At 58.3% G+C, this 16,337-nt stretch carries 14 protein-coding genes; 10 read left to right on the forward strand and 4 right to left on the reverse strand.

The window, feature by feature from the left end; translation table 11 throughout:
* Positions 1-38 precede the first annotated feature (38 nt).
* Positions 39-1,247: an MFS transporter gene (locus P3T17_RS30905; protein ID WP_429410417.1), complete on the reverse strand. Its 1,209-nt coding sequence runs from the start codon at positions 1,245-1,247 to the stop codon at positions 39-41.
* A 166-nt stretch (positions 1,248-1,413) separates the two neighbouring features.
* Between P3T17_RS30905 and P3T17_RS30910 the strand changes: the two genes are divergently transcribed.
* Positions 1,414-2,352 (forward strand): LysR family transcriptional regulator, encoded by a 939-nt coding sequence (locus P3T17_RS30910; RefSeq protein WP_429410419.1) that lies wholly within the window; start codon positions 1,414-1,416, stop codon positions 2,350-2,352.
* 20 nt (positions 2,353-2,372) lie between these two features.
* On the opposite strand, the gene P3T17_RS30915 is transcribed toward P3T17_RS30910, so the two are convergent.
* A complete protein-coding gene (locus tag P3T17_RS30915; RefSeq protein WP_429410421.1) occupies positions 2,373-5,030 on the reverse strand; it encodes an ATP-binding protein in 2,658 nt (885 codons plus the stop codon).
* Positions 5,031-5,224: 194 nt separating this feature from the next.
* Between P3T17_RS30915 and P3T17_RS30920 the strand changes: the two genes are divergently transcribed.
* Entirely contained in the window at positions 5,225-6,463 is a 1,239-nt protein-coding gene (locus P3T17_RS30920) for an MFS transporter (protein ID WP_429410423.1), read from the forward strand.
* A gap of 100 nt (positions 6,464-6,563) precedes the next feature.
* Positions 6,564-6,833 (forward strand): hypothetical protein, encoded by a 270-nt coding sequence (locus tag P3T17_RS30925; protein WP_429410425.1) that lies wholly within the window; start codon positions 6,564-6,566, stop codon positions 6,831-6,833.
* Positions 6,834-7,196: 363 nt separating this feature from the next.
* Here the strand turns inward: P3T17_RS30925 and P3T17_RS30930 are convergent, their stop codons facing one another.
* Positions 7,197-8,168, reverse strand: coding sequence for a LysR family transcriptional regulator (locus P3T17_RS30930; protein ID WP_429410427.1), 972 nt, complete (start codon positions 8,166-8,168; stop codon positions 7,197-7,199).
* Between the two features lie 156 nt (positions 8,169-8,324).
* Here P3T17_RS30930 and P3T17_RS30935 point away from each other — a divergent pair, with 156 nt between their 5' ends.
* The 3 genes from P3T17_RS30935 to P3T17_RS30945 all read left to right on the forward strand — a co-directional run bounded on the left by P3T17_RS30935 (position 8,325) and on the right by P3T17_RS30945 (position 9,702).
* The gene (locus P3T17_RS30935; protein ID WP_429410429.1) at positions 8,325-8,489 is read left to right on the forward strand and encodes a hypothetical protein; all 165 of its coding nucleotides are present in this window, start codon (positions 8,325-8,327) and stop codon (positions 8,487-8,489) included.
* Positions 8,490-8,532: 43 nt separating this feature from the next.
* Entirely contained in the window at positions 8,533-9,384 is an 852-nt protein-coding gene (locus P3T17_RS30940) for an aldo/keto reductase (RefSeq protein WP_074267298.1), read from the forward strand.
* Positions 9,385-9,543: 159 nt separating this feature from the next.
* Positions 9,544-9,702 carry a hypothetical protein gene (locus P3T17_RS30945; protein WP_429410432.1) on the forward strand — a complete coding sequence of 53 codons (159 nt, stop codon included), beginning with the start codon at positions 9,544-9,546 and terminating at the stop codon, positions 9,700-9,702.
* Positions 9,703-9,791: 89 nt separating this feature from the next.
* Here P3T17_RS30945 and P3T17_RS30950 read toward each other — a convergent pair whose 3' ends face one another.
* On the reverse strand, positions 9,792-10,388 hold the full coding sequence (locus tag P3T17_RS30950) for a TetR/AcrR family transcriptional regulator (RefSeq protein ID WP_074267299.1): 597 nt from the start codon (positions 10,386-10,388) through the stop codon (positions 9,792-9,794).
* 219 nt (positions 10,389-10,607) lie between these two features.
* On the opposite strand from P3T17_RS30950, the gene P3T17_RS30955 reads away from it, so the two are divergent.
* From P3T17_RS30955 to P3T17_RS30970, 4 genes are all read left to right on the forward strand, one after another.
* The gene (locus P3T17_RS30955) at positions 10,608-11,333 is read left to right on the forward strand and encodes an SDR family NAD(P)-dependent oxidoreductase (RefSeq protein WP_429410434.1); all 726 of its coding nucleotides are present in this window, start codon (positions 10,608-10,610) and stop codon (positions 11,331-11,333) included.
* Between the two features lie 195 nt (positions 11,334-11,528).
* Positions 11,529-12,467 (forward strand): alpha/beta fold hydrolase, encoded by a 939-nt coding sequence (locus P3T17_RS30960; protein WP_429410436.1) that lies wholly within the window; start codon positions 11,529-11,531, stop codon positions 12,465-12,467.
* Positions 12,468-12,680: 213 nt separating this feature from the next.
* Positions 12,681-13,718 carry a 3-oxoacyl-ACP synthase III family protein gene (locus tag P3T17_RS30965; protein WP_429410438.1) on the forward strand — a complete coding sequence of 346 codons (1,038 nt, stop codon included), beginning with the start codon at positions 12,681-12,683 and terminating at the stop codon, positions 13,716-13,718.
* A 29-nt stretch (positions 13,719-13,747) separates the two neighbouring features.
* Positions 13,748-16,330 carry an ATP-binding response regulator gene (locus P3T17_RS30970; RefSeq protein ID WP_429410440.1) on the forward strand — a complete coding sequence of 861 codons (2,583 nt, stop codon included), beginning with the start codon at positions 13,748-13,750 and terminating at the stop codon, positions 16,328-16,330.
* Positions 16,331-16,337: the final 7 nt, after the last annotated feature.

Here is a 16,337-nt window from a genome sequence, read left to right on the forward strand (position 1 = left end):
AAGGAAGTGCGATCCGTTTGACGCGGCCAAACGATCGTCTATCGCGCTTCACGCCTCTTGTAGCCGGCGCTCGCCTCGCTTTGCGCCGCAGGCACTCGCCGACCGGACGCGGGAATGATCTGCGGCAGCATCGAAGCGCTGGCAAATACGAGCCCAACGCCGCACACGCCCGGCCAATGCCATACGCTCCACGCATAGTTGCCAAGCGCCGCACCGATCGCCCCGCCCGCGAAGCGGCAGGTCATGTAAAGCGTGTTGGCACGGCTCATCGCAGTGCTCTCAACCGCCAGGCTGCGCGCCATGTTCGAGACATGAGAGCTTTGCATGCCGAGGTCGAGCAGGATCACCCCGACGATTAGCCCGCCGATACTCGAGCCTTTCCACGCAAGCACCACGTACGAAGCAATGAGGACAATGCTGGCGGCGAAGATGATATGACGCGGATCGCGCGTATCGGTCAGCTTTCCTGCAGCATAGGACGCGCTCGCGCCGGCGACGCCGACGAGTCCGAACAACCCGGCCGTCTCGCTGCCGTAACGGGGGTCGAGGGCGTGCAGGTGAAACGCGAGCGTCGTCCAGAAGGCGCTGAATACAGCGAATTGCAGCGCCGCGATCGACGCGGTCTGCCGTACGACGGGTTCCTCGCGCAGCAACGCAAACAGCGAACGCATCAACGCACCATAGCTGCCCGAGAAGGTCGGCTCGATACGCGGGAGCACGCGCGCAAGCATGACGGCAACGCCCACCATCGCGAATGCCGCGAAGGCGTAGACAGAGCGCCATCCGAAATGCGCAGCGATCGTGCCCGATACCGTGCGAGAGACGAGGATGCCGCAAAGCAGCCCGAACATCACGATTCCGACGGCCTTGCCGCGGTTTCGGGGGCCCGCAATCTTCGCCGCATAAGGCGTGAGCAGTTGCGGCGTGACACTCGCCATGCCCGCGGCAAAGCTTGCCACTACGGCCCAGGGCAGCGTGGGCGCCGCCGCCATCGCGACAAGCGCGACAACGGCCGCCGCCAATGTGAGCGCGAAGAGCTTGCGAAGCTCGACCTTGTCCCCGAGCGGAATGAACAGGAGCAGGCCCAGCGCATAACCGGCCTGCGCGGCGATGGAAACTGCACCGGCCTGACCTTCGGTAGCGCTGAACGTATGCGCGAAATCGACGAGCAGCGGCTGGTTGTAATAGTTGTTGGCGACGACGAGGCCGGCTGCGAGTGCCATGACCCAATAGATCGACTGTTTCATCTGCGTCCATCCTTTGCCGGAAATGTTCGAAGCGCTCACGCGCTCGATCCGAGACGTGGCGTGCGGGCTTCTGCGGTTTGCTCAAAGGGAAATGTAGACTATTCCTGATCCCGGGAGTACGGTCGTACAGCGGTAATGATTCTTGCGATTTAGGGAAAGGTGACCAATGGACCGATTCGACGCGATGAATGTGTTTGTCCGCGTGGTGGAAGCCGGCAGTCTGTCTGCCGCGGCCCGTGCGATTCCGATGTCGCTGACTTCGGTGAGTCGCCATTTGTCGGCGCTGGAGACGCAATTCGGCATGCAGCTGCTACGCCGCACGACGCGGCACATCGCGCTGACGAACGAAGGGCGCCTATTTTTCGAGCGCGCGAAGTCGATCCTCGCGGAGCTCGACGAAGTGGGCACTTTGCTCAGCGTAGGCCGCAACGAGCCGGCGGGCCGTTTGCGCATCGCCGCCCCCACGCTGCTCGGCCGAACCGTAATCGCGCCTCTCTTGCCCTGTTTTCTTGCGCGCCATGCCGCTGTTGCGGTTGAGCTTCTGCTTATCGACCGCGCCGTGAATCTCGTCGAGGAAGACATCCACCTCGCGATTCGTGTGGGCCGCCTGCCCGATTCGGCGCTCGTGGCACGCAAGCTCGGCGACGTACGCATGATCGTTTGCGCCGCGCCGTCTTATATCGAGCGCCGCGGCACGCCTTGCTCGCCTGACGAGCTGCGTCAGCACGACTGCCTCGTTTTCTCCGACCAGCCCGGCCCCGTTGATTGGCGCTTCAAGTCCGCTGGCACTCGTCATTCCGCGCGCATTACGGGCCGCCTCTGGGCCAACGCGCTCGACGTGCTCACGGCCGCGGCGATCGACGGCGCGGGCATCGTGCGCACCCCGTCGTGGCAAGTGGCGGAAGACATCCAGAGCGGCCGGCTGCGGCGCATCCTTCAGGATTACGAGACGACGCCTGCGCCGGTGAATGTGCTCTTCGAACGCGCACGACGCACGTCGCCTTCTGTGCGGGCCTTCCTTGACTACCTGGTCGAAGCGACGGAAACGAGCAGCCTCGTGGGCATGTCCCGCTTTGGCGAAGCGCCTGGCGCGGCAAACGGGTGATACGGCATGGCGCCGGGCGCCTATGTAACATGTTCGTCTTTAAGTCTAAGCTCCCACCCTTTCGCACCCTGAGCGCGTGCCAGCGTTAACGCTTGTTGCAGAATCAACGACCGTGGCGCTTGCTGGGATGACCTCTTTTCCGATAGCGTTCGAGACTTGATCCTCATAAGTTCAGGGGCGTTCCAAAGTTGTCCAGCGGCATCGCCTGCCAGCCGCGCATTAATGAGACTAGCGGCTTCTCGCGTACGCCCCTGTTCCAGCATGGCGTTGGCAAAGTCGGCTAAGAATACGGAATAAGCGGGATCAAATCCGTGGACTTGCAGCGTCTCCAGCGTCGATCGAAGCTCCAGGAAAGAGACAGCGTTGGAGTCCTGGAATACTTTCGCCCAAAGTGAAAAAGCCGAACCATACAGTCCCCAAAAGTGCAGGCCGTGATTTCCGGCCACCTGGTTGAGCTGCTGCGACACACGCTGGACTCCTTCTACGTCTCCTGAAAGCGCTGCCACGGTACAGCCTCCCTCCGCAAGGGCACAGCACAAGGTGCAGGCGTGATCCAGTGCCATAGCCTCGTCAATAGCGATCTGGGCAGCCCGTCGGGCTTTGGTCGTATTCCCCATTAACCACAGAATGCGAGCAAGAAAGGCCCAACCTGCTACGCGCTGGTCCATTCCGAATCTGAAGTGGGAACCATGACGTTCATCGCGCGTATAGCTGTCGAGCATGGACTCGATTTCAATCAAAGCTTCAGCGTGATTACCTAAAAAATGATGAGATGTTCCGATCAGGCGACGTGCTGTCAGAAGTGCTGCCTGATCGCGATGCCTCACGGCTAACTCCGCCATGCTTTTCCCATGCCGCAGTGCCTGTGCGTAGCAACCGCTACGGAGATGATAAAGCCATAGACCGTATTCAGCCTGTAGTTGCGTTTCCTTGTCGTCCAGCCGGAGCGCGAGATCGCTGGCCCTGGTCCAGGCTCGCCCGTTAGCCGGAACTGGTCCGCGCGACCAGGTCAGCGAAGTGGCCAATGCGGCCTGAATCATCATCTCCTGGTGCTCTTCAACGGGAGGAACTTTCGTTTCTTCCAGCACCTTCGTAATCCTCTGGCGACACTCGTCGTGGAGTGATAGCTGTATCCAGAATGGGGCGGAGTTCGCGAGGATGAGCAGTCCCAGGGCACGGCGCTTACTATCCAGCAATGACCAGTCAAGAGCGGCTCTGATATCGTCAATGTGGTGTTCGTATTGTCGCTTCCATTGTGTCGTGGGTACCGACATCCACTCCCGCTGTGCCTGCGAAACCAATTCTTCAACAAAGCGGGCATGCTTTTCAGTGACGGCCGCTGTGCGGTTCGCAAGCTGCTCCAACGCGTACGCCCGCAGCATGGTCAGATAGCGATAGCGTATCGGCTGAGTTCCGGCCTGCAACGTGATGAGCGACTTTTCAACGAGGCTGCAAAGAACATCAACCAGTCTGGTGGGCCTTTCCAGCCTGGTGGATACGATACGTTCTGCGGCAGTGACGGTGAAGTCGCCAGGGAAGATGGCCAGTTCCTGGAACACCGCTTGTTCTACGGAGTCGAGTAACTGGTAACTCCACTGCAAGGCGTCACCAAGAGTCCGATGGCGACACGGGGTCTGGCGTTTCTGAGCGGCAAGCAATCTGGATGAAAGGGCTAAATCCTCGGTGACCACTGCGAGACCCAGCGATGGCACGCGAGCTGCGGCGATTTCCAATGCCAGTGGAACTCCATCGAGCGCTCTGCATAACGTCGTAACCTGCTCTACGTTCTTTTCCGTAAGCTCGAAATGATAGTCCGCGGAAGTGACACGGCGGACAAACAGTTCAACCGCGCTATAGCTTCTTGCGTTTGCTGCGTTGACGGTGCGCGGAGGTAACGCGAGAGGACTGAGCCGGAAGACCTGCTCGCCGTCCATCCCCAATGGCGTCTGGCTGGTGAGCAGCACGCTCAGTCGAGGATCGGATTCCAGAAGCCGCTCAAGGGCCGCTGCACAAGCCGACGCAACGTGTTCGCAGTTATCGATGACCAGTAGCGCCTTTCCCGGGGGAGACGGTAGCTGTGCGCCTGTTCCAGCAAGCCCCGCCAACGCGCTCGAAATAGCCGACGATACTGAGGCTGCACTCAGTTGCGACAAGTCGGCGAAGTAAACGCCATCGGGAAAATAGCGACTGGATTCTGACGCGGCCTCTATCGCCAGGCGAGTCTTGCCTATGCCGGCAGGGCCTGTGAGCGTGCATAGCGCTTGGGTAGCCAACACCCGATCTAATTCCAGTAGCTCCTCAACCCGGCCGATCAAAGGAGACCGTGGGTTCGGGAGTCCGACTCGTACTTGAGGTGCGCCTATGGACGACGTGACAGCCCGATGCGCCTGCACTGAACCCGTAAAGCGATAGCCCCGGCCAAATTCCGTCGCGATCAGGTCCCTGTCGTCCCCCAGGATTTTTCGCAACGACGAGATCTGCGCCTGCAAGCTGTTTTCCTCGACGACTTCCTTCGCCCATATCCGGGAAAGAAGCAAATCCTTGGATACGACCTGGCCTGCCGTGCTGACAAGCTGGACCAGCACGTCCAGCGCACGCTCACCTACGTCCAGTCGTACGCCGTCTCTTAACAGTAGCCGCAAACGTGGGAACAACTGGTAGCGGCCGAATGCAACCATATCGTCGTCGCGGGAGTCTGGGCCCTTCGACGGCCTTTCATGGCGAGTCTTTGTACCTGTAGGCATTTTTTAACGACACATCGCAAGATTGCGGGGATCAACGGGGATTTCAGACGTCTGAAATTGTAGGCCAAAGACTTCTTGTGTGCGCTGCATCACGATGAAGGTCCCTGTACTACGTCGTGAGTCTGGACATGTCACCCAATACAGCTGGTAGCGAATCTCCGGCGCAGTCCGCCGCCCCTGGCGAGCCCGGGTTAACACATCACCTGGACAGTTCATTGCTGATGGTGATGGCGATTGCCTGCGGTGTCTTCGTCGCTAATATTTACTACAACCAGCCGATCCTGGAACTGTTGCAGCAGGCTTTCCCACGATCGCCTGGCCTCGTCAACCTGGTTCCGACGGCGACACAACTGGGTTTCGCCTGCGGTCTGTTTTTTCTGGTACCTCTGGGAGACCGGATTGATCGGAGAAAATTGATTCTCGGGCAAGCAGCAGTGTTGTTCGTGGCATTGGTATGCCTTGCTGCAGCCCCGAATGTCTGGTTGCTGGTAATCGCTTCAGCGGCAGTAGGTATTTCAGGATCCGTTGCCCAACAAGTCGTACCGTTCGCTGCAGAACTCGCCGGATCCAATCGCCGTGGCCAGGTCGTCGGCACTGTGATGAGCGGCCTGCTTTGCGGCATTTTGCTGGGAAGGGCCGTTGGCGGATTTACTGCCGATCATTGGGGCTGGCGTGCCACGTTCTGGCTAGGGGCGGCGATGACCGCCATTATCTGGGTCATGTTGCTAGTCAAACTCCCACACAGTGAACCCAAGACGAATCACAGCTACTTTGGTCTCATGAAGTCACTCATCGAGTTGTGGCGAGAAGAACGGTCACTGCGCCGTGCAACGTGTATTCAAGCCGCGATGTTCGGTTCCTTTATTGGGCTTTGGACAATTCTGGCATTGCGTCTGCATGAGGCCTTCGGCTTGGGGGCTGACGTGGCGGGCCTCATGGGGATCGTTGGCGCGGCGGGTATTCTGATTGCCCCACTTGCCGGCCGTGTCGCCGATCGTCGTGGACCCCATGTCGTTATCGGACTTGGCTGCCTGATCATGTTGCTGTCATACGCGGTTCTGGGCCTTTGGGGCAGCCTCGCTGGCCTGGTCGTCGGCATCATCCTGCTGGACTTCGGCGAGCAGTCGGCTCTCATCTCCAACCAACATGTGGTTTACGCTCTTCGACCGGAGGCAAGAAGTCGGCTCAACACGCTATTCATGAGCGGAATGTTCGTAGGCGGCGCCGCGGGTTCCTGGGGAGCAGGCATCAGTTGGCGACTAGGTGGATGGCATGCAGCATGCGTATTGGGTGGCGCGTTGGCGTTGCTCGGGTTCGTTCTTCATTTCTCCGGGAGACTGGCTGCTTACGCCACCACCCGAAGTTGAAACGTCGGCAGTGGCCGAGAGCAACAGGAAATAGAACGGATGTCTCCCCCGTAAGAGCCGACGAACGTAGCAGTTCGAAGGAATCAGGAAACTTTCATTCATGAACTCCCCACACTTTTCTGGCGCTCATGGCACGTTGTCGTTACTGACGGAAATTGATCCGCAGACGGAGACGATTAACCGTACGATGCGCCTCGAAGCTTCAGCGGATGGTCGCAGCGTGCTCCTGGTCGCACTAGATATTCGCAAGCCTGGCAGCCAACGGGAATGGCGTGTCGAAATTATGCCGGAAGAGCTTATCGCACTGGTTCACGCGCACGGTACAGAAGTATCGGGATATCTTGTCGATTTCGAGATTCAGGTGCGATAGGCAGGCACGATCCATCAAGTCAATGGGCTTGAACCATTGTCGAGAGCGAATCGCCACGTACTACCGGATTTTTCTCGATGAACTGCTGCGAGAGAGGTGCGCGACAGATCGAGTTGGCTGCGACGACGTTCCGAACGACCGCTTGCGGCTTTCAATAGGTCGTTGGGAGCAGATTGGTCAGCGGCAGCTCCTGGCCGAACCCGGAAGCTCATCATCGGCCCACGGCTGATCTCTCCGACTCAACCTCGAACTTCCCTTGGACCCGTTGCCGACCGTGGACCGATCACGGTGAACGACGGCTTCACAGCCGATCGCGGCCATTCAATTTGAGAGTACTGAATTTATTGTTGACGAACCAACGCACTATCCATTGCGGCTGTATCGCTTCGATCGCGACCTAAACTGGGCTAGCTCTTTCTCAGTGAGCAGGTATTCGCTGCAATCAAGCAGGCGAGCAAAGGCGAGGTCCAGGAACGCTCGTACTCGCTTGGGCTGAGCAGCCCGGCTTCCGTAGTACACGTGCAAACCGATATGCGCGCTCATATGCTGCAGGAGAACTGGCTCCAGTCGGCCAGCCCGGATGTGGGTCACCGCCGAAAAGCTCGCGAGCTGACCGATGACTTGCCCCGCGAGCACGGCTTGCAATTCCAGCTCCGAATCGTTCGTCGCGAACGCAGGAGACATCTGCCGATGTTCCAGCTTGCCATCCACAGTCAAGTACCACGGCGCCACCTTGCCTGTGCCCGGATGCCGGAACACGCTGCAGCGATGCGCCGCCAGATCCTCGGGCGTCGATGGCGCGCCGTACGCTTTCAGATAGCTTGGAGCGGCGCACACGATCATCTGTATCGCGAAGAGTTGCCGACCGATCACACCCTCGCTGGGCGACGCTCCGATCCTGAAGCCGACATCGACGCGATCCAGCACCCAGTTGCCGATACCGTCATCGAGCTGGACGTCCGGCTGGATATCGGGGTGCTTCCGACAGAACTCGTCGAGCAGCGGCATGAGGATGGCGGCGAACGACGATTTCGGCCCAACGATCCGCAGCGGCCCCGCGATCTCATCCTTGGACTCCCGCGCCAGGACCAGAGCCCTGTCCAGCGCAGCCAGGGCGGGCTGTGTGTTCTCCAGGAACCGTTGGCCCTCCTCGGTTAGGGCGAGGCTGCGCGTCGTCCGATGCAACAGGCGGACTCCAAGATGCTGTTCCAACTGCGCAATGGCCTGACTGGCAGCCTGGGGCGTGACACCCTGGGCCAGCGCGGCCTTCCGGATGCTACCGAGTTCGACGGCTCTAGCGAACGTCGCGATGGCCTTGAAATCATTCGTGGGCATGATCGATTCTTCTGCTGAAGTGCGTCGGGGCGCGTCGCACGGTCCATCCAGTATCAATCTGAGCTTGATACTGGTGCAAGGAGTAATCCACTAGTCGCTTGAAACTGCGACTCCTAAAGTAACGGACATGGTCCGGCCACGGGTCGAACCAGGGCCGTGGATGATGTCTTCGCACGAGCGTATGGCTTTCCGATATGGGGAAAGACCGCGCCACCAGTGGTCCGTTTCGTGATGGAGGCGGATCAGGAGCGCAAAACGATGAATCTCGCCAACGAGTGGCTCGACGAGACCGGCTTGACCAGGGAGCCCGGCGCGTCCTGAGCAGACCTCATGCCGCCGTCACTTTCAACAGCAAGGAACGAACATGCAAGACGTAACACTCAACAACGGAATCAAGATGCCGATCCTCGGCTACGGTGTCTTCCAGATCGCCGACGAGACAGAATGCGAACGCTGCGTCGTGGACGCGGTGCAGGCAGGCTATCGTCTGATCGACACTGCTGCGTCCTACAAGAACGAGGAGGCGACCGGGCGTGGCCTCAAGCGTTGCGGCGTCCCCCGCGACCAGCTTTTCGTCACCAGCAAGCTATGGGTAGAGGACGCTGGCTATGAACGTGCTCGAGTGGCCATCGACAAGTCGCTGAAGCGACTTGATCTGGATTACCTGGACCTGTTCCTGATCCATCAGCCGTTCTCCGACGTTCACGGCGCGTGGCGAGCGATGGAGGAGGCACATCGCGCCGGCAAGCTGCGTGCGATCGGACTGAGCAACTTTCAGCCGGACCGCCTCATGGACATCACGGCTTTCAACGAGGTCACACCAGCCGTCAATCAAATCGAGGTCAACCCCTTTCACCAGCAGGCCGAGAGCGTGGAGTTCATGCGCGAGCATGGCGTGCAGCCGGAGGCGTGGGCGCCCTTCGCCGAAGGACGGAACAACCTGTTCCAGAACGATCGGCTGATAGCGATCGCCGGGCGCCACGGCAAGACCGTGGGGCAAGTCGTGCTGCGATGGCTGGTTCAGCGCGGCGTCGTTGCTCTCGCAAAATCCGTGCGGAAAGAGCGGATGCTTGAAAACCTGGCCGTCTTCGACTTCGAGTTGTCCGAAGAGGACATGACGGCCGTTGCGACGTTGGAGACAGGCACGAGCAGCTTCTTTTCGCATCGCGACCCGGCGATTGTAAAGTGGATGAGCGAACGAAAACTTGGCCTCTGACGCGCAATCGGAGTGGCCGTCGGACACGAAATAGTTTGTGTAAGGGCTAAATTCCGCGCGATTTCTTCCGATGACCATGTATATCGCGGTCATCAGCGCCGCGATTACCAGTGCCAAAAGCACTTCAACCGGGTGGGGGAAATCATGGATATAAGTCAGATGGCTGCACAGTGGAGTGACCTGCAGCTGCAAGCGACGGACGCAGAGCTATTTCAGCGCGATGCGGAAAAAGCCGGAATGCTTCGCGCCGAAGCAATTGGCATTGAAAAGCAACTCAAGGCTGCCGGTTACGATTTGCGCTCGCTTGTGGTGCTATGAGTATTGCGTAAGCGCGTGCAAGCGTCTTTTGGCTCGCCAGAACCGCCGTTCGCGGGGAGCCCGACCAACACGGTCCACCTGACCCGACGCTACGATCCTGCACGCGTAGTCTGCACCAGAGGCGCGTTCTCCAGGATCGCCGCCGCCGCGTCCTTGGCCAGCAAAAACGCCGATGTTTCGCCCGAGGCGTGCGAGAGCGCCAACGCGCCCTGAAGAAGCAGGTTGAGTTGCTTGGCGAGACGCTGAGGTTTGGCAAAGCCCGCCCGCTTGCACAGTTCGAGGAACTTCACTTCACCGCGTGAACTTGCCGCTATGCCAAGTTCGACGATGCCCTCGTGCTTCCTGGCATATTCCTGTGCCGCCTTCGTCCCCAGACAGCCGCGCGTGAGCATCCGGCCGGTAATCTTGCGTACGTCGAAGAACTGGATGATCTGCTCGCGCGGGTCGCTGATGTGCGCGACCGGATCGAAGAGTTCTTGCACGACGCCCTCGCCATAGAGCCGCAATACGGCCGCGATTAGATCCTCTTTCGACGGGAAATACTTGTAAAGCGTGCGCTTGGATATGCCGCTGCCGGCCAAGGCCGCTTCCATTCCCGTTGCATGGAAGCCGGCATCGTAGAAGCGGTCGAACGCATATTTCACGATCTCGAGCTTCTTGCCTTCGATTTCCGTTTCCTGCTCCATCTCCCCACCCTCGTAAATTCCATCAGCTATTTATAGCAAATTCCGTTGACAAAGTAAACGACGTCGTTTACAAATATCGGAAGGTAAACGACATCGTTTACATCTGCGACGCAGGCGTTCGTCCCGACGCGCGCCCGGCGAGACGTCGTCAATCTTCGGCTCGCGCCGAATGATTTTCCGTATCCCGGCAATGGGTAATCAAACACTCAGGAGAAGATCATGACTCTTTCGAACAAGGTCGTGCTAGTAAGCGGCGCCAATCGCGGCATTGGCGCGGCCATCGTAAGGGAATTGCTGAAGGTCGATGTGGCGAAAATCTATGCCACGGCGCGTGATCCGAAAGCGCTACCGTCGTTCGGGGACTCGCGGGTCGTTCCGCTGCAGTTGGATATCACGAGCGACGCATCCGTCAACGAGGCTGCCGCCGCAATGCAGGATGTGGACGTGCTCGTCAACAACGCGGGCACGTTGGCCTTCGGCAATTATCTCGGCGACAACTGGGAAGCCTTCGAAGACGACATGCGGACGAATTACTTCGGCACCCTTCGCGTGCTCCGGGCATTCACCCTGCAGTTCGTGGCCCGCAAGTCCGGCACCATCGCGAATATATGCAGCGTTGTGGGACTGTCGGCCGTTCCCTTGATGGCCGGTTACTCGGCTTCCAAGGCAGCGCTCCATTCTCTTACCCAGTCTCTGCGCGGCACGCTGGAAAAAGACAACGTCACGGTTATCGGCATCTATCCCGGACCGATCGAGACGGTCCTGGCGAAGGATGTGCCTTATCCGGACAAGGCGACGCCGGAATATGCCGCCGTCAATATCGTGAAAGGCATCGCCGAAGGGCACCCCTACATCTTCCCCGATCCGCTGGCGCAGCAAGTCGAGCAACTGTGGTCGAGCGACAACCGGAAGTTGGAATACGTCTCGCTGCACCTCGGCGCCTGAATGCCCCGGTGATCGGTTGGCCGGATCGATAACAGCATTCGCCGGCTGGATCGGCGGATGTTGATGCGCCCCAGACGTGGTCACGGGGATTTTTTGCCGCGACAACGGATGGTTCTGTTTTAACCCTCGCAGGACAAGCCCTTTATGATTACGCGCCGTTCCTTTGCAACAAGTCTTCTCGCTGGTGCTGCAGCCATGGTCGTAACCACCGCTACGTCGGCCAAAGCCCAGCCCGCCAACCCGGATGGAAAATTGTCGCTTGCTGGCAAGCCGGTTTTGGCGACCCACTACCGCACGGTGGATATCGACGGAGTTTCGATCTTTTACCGTGAAGCAGGTGTGCCCGGTGCACCGGTCGTGCTACTGCTACCGGGCTGGCCGTCGTCATCCGCGATGTTTCGCGATCTCATCCGCGAGTTGTCGGCGAACTTCCATGTTTTTGCTCCGGACTATCCCGGCTTCGGCAACAGCGATATTCCCGATCGCTCGCACGCGCCCTATACCTTCGACGCGCTCGGCGAGGCGATCGGCAAGTTCGTCGACAAGGTCGGCATCGATCAATACGTGTTGTACGCGACGGATTTCGGGGGGCTCGTCGGATATCGCGTGATGTTGAAAACGCCTCACCGGATGAGAGCGCTGGTCGCGCAAAACAATCCGCTGTTCCTGGGAGCGAGCCCATGGTTCGGGCCGCTTGTGCCGTATTGGAAGGACGGTACGGACGAGAGCCGCGAGAAGGTCAGGCAGCACTATCTAACCCTCGACGTGATCCGCGATCTGTATCTTACGGGTGTTCAGGATACGTCCCTGATCGATCCGGAGCAGTGGCAAATCGACTATTCCTCGCTGCAGCGCCCCGGCGCTGCGGATATTTCGCTCGATCTGCTCTACGACATCCGCACCAATGGTCCCGCACTCAAGAGTGCCCAGGACTACCTGCGCGCGCAAAAACCGCCGACGCTGGTCGTTAGCGGGAAAAACGACATCCTGTTTCCGGCCGAGAGTCAGTTGCGGTATCGCGAAGTCGTGCCCGCCGCCGAGATCCATTTGACAGACAGCGGTCATTGCGCGCTGGCCGACAAGAGTGAGGAGATCGCCAGGCGGATGCACGACTTCCTCGGTCGAGTGCTCTAGCCAGATCAGGCACGTCACGCCTCCCATAGCATCGCAACACAAGCCTCAAGCGGTTTCTAAAAACAGCATCGAAAGCCCGAGATATTTGTAACACACGGTGGGCGCGGTAAGGTACCAGCGCCGCAAAGGCCGGGCACCGGAAGTTCGGTGCCCGCGCGCTATTGGCGCTGAACGTACTTTCACTCACCGAAATACACTTTTCATGGACTTTTTATGCTTATCAAAAATGTAGCTGTCAGCCTGCCATCCAGAGTCGTGACGAATGATGAAGTTGTCGATATGATTCGTTTCCATTCAACGGAATACGAAGGCGATATCGATAGGGCTACACGTACCATCAAGACTTTGCTCGATAGAAGTGGATTGGTTCATCGGCGCTGGTGCGCAAGCCACGAAAGCCCGATAGATCATGTTGCAATGGCCACGCGCAAGGTACTATCGGAAACGTATTTGAATCCGGAGCATATCGAGCTGTTTATTTTTGTCGGCATCGGGCGAGGATTTCTGGAACCTGGCAACAGTCACATGATGGCCAGTACGCTCGGGTTCGTAAATGCCGAATGTTTCGACGTGGTTGACGCCTGTATGAGCTGGACAAGAGCAATGGCAATTATCGACAGCCTCTTCAAGTCCGGTCAGTACAGAAATGCCATGATTGTGAATGCCGAGTTCAACATGCTGGCAGGTGGTCCACTCTATCCGGGGAATTTTGCGTTGAAAAATAAGGACCAGATCGAATATACGTTGCCGTCGTTTACGATCGGTGAGGCTGCGACTGCCACATTGCTCGTCGCGAAGGAGCCGGATAATTTCAGCTTTGCCTTTCGCGCGAAACCGGGAATTTCGGACCTTTGCACGATCCCAATCCCGGGCTACGAAGAGTTTTGTCATCCGACAGAACGCATCGGCAAAAATGGCGAAATGCGTTTTACATCGTTCGGTCATGAGTTGCACAAGAACTCCGATGAACTGACGACGGTTTTGGCTAAACTACCCACTCCGAAGAAAGACATCGATATCGTGTTCACGCACGCATCGTCCAAGGCAGCGTGGCATGCTTACGGGGAAAAAGCCGGAATCGACGACAAGATGTACCACATCTATCCTGATACCGGGAACCTCGTGTCGGCCTCGATCCCGGCAGCCATTTCTCTCGCCAAGGAGAGCGGTCAACTGAAGCGGGGCGACCGGGTGTTATGCTGGGTCGGCAGCGCAGGGATGTCATTCAACGCTAGTAGCTTTAGATTCTGAGACTGGGCCGGTCAAACACAAAGAACGACATGAAAGCCATTTCAGGAAGCATTCGCTATCTCAAACGGAGGATTTGTGACTCCGCGAGCGTGTCTGATTACAATATCCTTGCGGTTGGCGTAATTGGCACGATCGGGCATCCTGCCTATTGGCTATGGTGGACCTTCGTCGATCCTCAACCATTTGAAAGTCTGCCGATGCGGATTTTCGGCATGGTCGCCTGTGCTTTATTGCTTTTACGGCGCCTCTGGCCCGTTTCAGTGGCACGCTTCCTGTCATGGTACTACTTCGTAACGGTGGCTTACACGCTGCCGTTTTTTTTCACGTATTACCTGATCGCCAATCATTATTCGACGCTTTGGTCAATGGCCGAGCTGGGGATGATATTTTTCCTGATCGTCCTGTTTCCTTCATTCGCGGCATTGTCACTAAACCTTATTGTGGGAATTGGCCTGGCGGTGCTATGCGCGCGGGTTTTGATTCCGCAATCGCTTTATCTGGACACGCATCTTTTTATATACACGTATTTCCCGATTTTTACGTTTGGCATTGGTGCAGGCCTGACGTTCAGCTACAGCAACATGAAGGGGATCGCTGCGCAGGCGAAAGCCGGAGCACTTCAGGCGCTTGCGGGTACGATTGCCCACGAAATGCGCAATCCGCTCAGCCAACTGAGGCACGTCCTGGATCGTGTTGAAGACGCACTGCCTGCCACCGCCGAATCCACAACGTCATCGGCTTTGTCTCCCGAGAGTGTGGCCTCGCTTTATCGCCATCTCGCTCACGGTCAACTAACCATCGAACGTGGCATGCGCATCATCGCGATGACATTGGACGAAGTCAGTGCAAAGCCTATAAGCTCGGACAGCCTTGTCTATCTTCGCGCGGGAGTCATCACCCGAAAAGCGCTCGATGAATACGGCTTCGACGATGACACCGAGCGCAGCAAGGTAAAACTCGTGGTGTCGGAGGATTTCACCTTCAAGATCGACGAAACCGTCTATCTCTTCACGCTGTTCAATCTGATCAAGAATGCCCTCCACCACATAGCCGCACGTCCAGCCGCGACCCTTACGGTCACGGTAGACAAGCATGCGGTGGTTGTACATGACACGGGTTCCGGCATCTCTCGAGACATCCTTCCGCATCTTTTTGAACCCTTCCGGACGGCCGGGAATTCCGCAGGCACGGGCCTGGGGCTCGCCTACTGCCAGCGGGCGATGCGAGCATTCGGCGGCACAATCAGCTGCCGTTCGGAAGTGGGTAGTTTTACAGAATTCACGCTGCAATTCCCTGTGGTTTCCGACCGTGACGTTAGCGAACACGAGCGCGGAATTTTTGAGCGTGCCAAGCCCATTCTGGAAGGCAAGCGTGTCCTCGTCGTAGACGACGATCCGACTCAACGGGCAAGGGTCCGGCGCGCGTTGTCAAAGGTCAGTGCACAGATGACCGAAGCGGAAAACGGGCAACTGGCCCTAGCCATTTTTCGGGAGGGAGCATGGCCCTTTGACCTCATATTGATGGATATCAATATGCCGGTTCTGGATGGCTACACAACCACGGAGAAAATTCGCGCTGACGGCGAACACCCGAATGGGGCCAGTGTTTTGATCGTCGGCTATACGGCGGAGCCTGGCAATGTTGCTCGCGTCCTCGCCCGCAGAGCCGGCATGGACGACATCATCAGCAAATCCAGCAGCATGACGGAACTGATCGGCGCGCTCCAGTCGCTTATGGAAAACGGTAACCGGCACCGTCCGACCCACGCATTCGACGAGTTCTCCGGCAAAACGATTCTGGTGGCAGACGACGATACCTATAGCAGGCTCGTGGCTAAAGGCTACCTGGAGCGTTGCGGCGCCAATGTCGTCGAAGCGGAACATGGACACGCGGTGCTGTCCCGGTTGCAGGAGCACAGCGCCATTGATGCCATCGTGATCGACATGCACATGCCGGGAATGGGTGGCCTGGAGGCCACGAAATCGATTCGCACTCGCACCGACTCGTACGCGAACGTTCCTATCATTGCATTGACTAGCCAATCCGACATCAAAGCCGCGCAGGCATGCCTGATTGCGGGCATGAACGAGGTCATGGTCAAGCCGGTCCAGGTCGGTGCGCTATACGCTGCTCTTTCGCGGCAGTTTGCCCGGCAACGTGCTCTGCGCGCGTCACTGGCGGCAGATGCGGTCCCGGAGCCAAAAGCACCGGTCTACAGTTTTGCACCGATCGAGGAAATCCCGTTGCTCGACGAAAAGCATCTTGAAGAATTGGTGACGCTTGATCTGCTGAACAAGACGTTGCGCAGCGGCATTGACCAGATGCGCTCGACGGTGACGCGACTTGCTGCCAGCGTTGCCGATGGCGACGTTGGGTCCGCGCATGATGCCCTGCATCTGCTTCTCGGTGTTAGTGGCAACATCGGCGCAACGGCGTTGCATCAGTTCACGCGACCGATCTATGAACGACTGTTGGACGCCGAGGTATTCGCCGAGGGCGATTGGCTTGCGCGAATCTGCTCGTTGAGTGACCGCTCAGCTGAGGCGCTTGAGACGTATTTTGACGCGGTAAAAGCGCGTCGGAGCTATCCGAGGTTGCCGCGTAGCAGATAGCTCGCCA

The sequence above is a fragment of the Paraburkholderia sp. GAS82 genome (genome assembly GCF_050436285.1).
GTDB classification, from domain to species: Bacteria; Pseudomonadota; Gammaproteobacteria; order Burkholderiales; family Burkholderiaceae; genus Paraburkholderia; species Paraburkholderia phenazinium_B.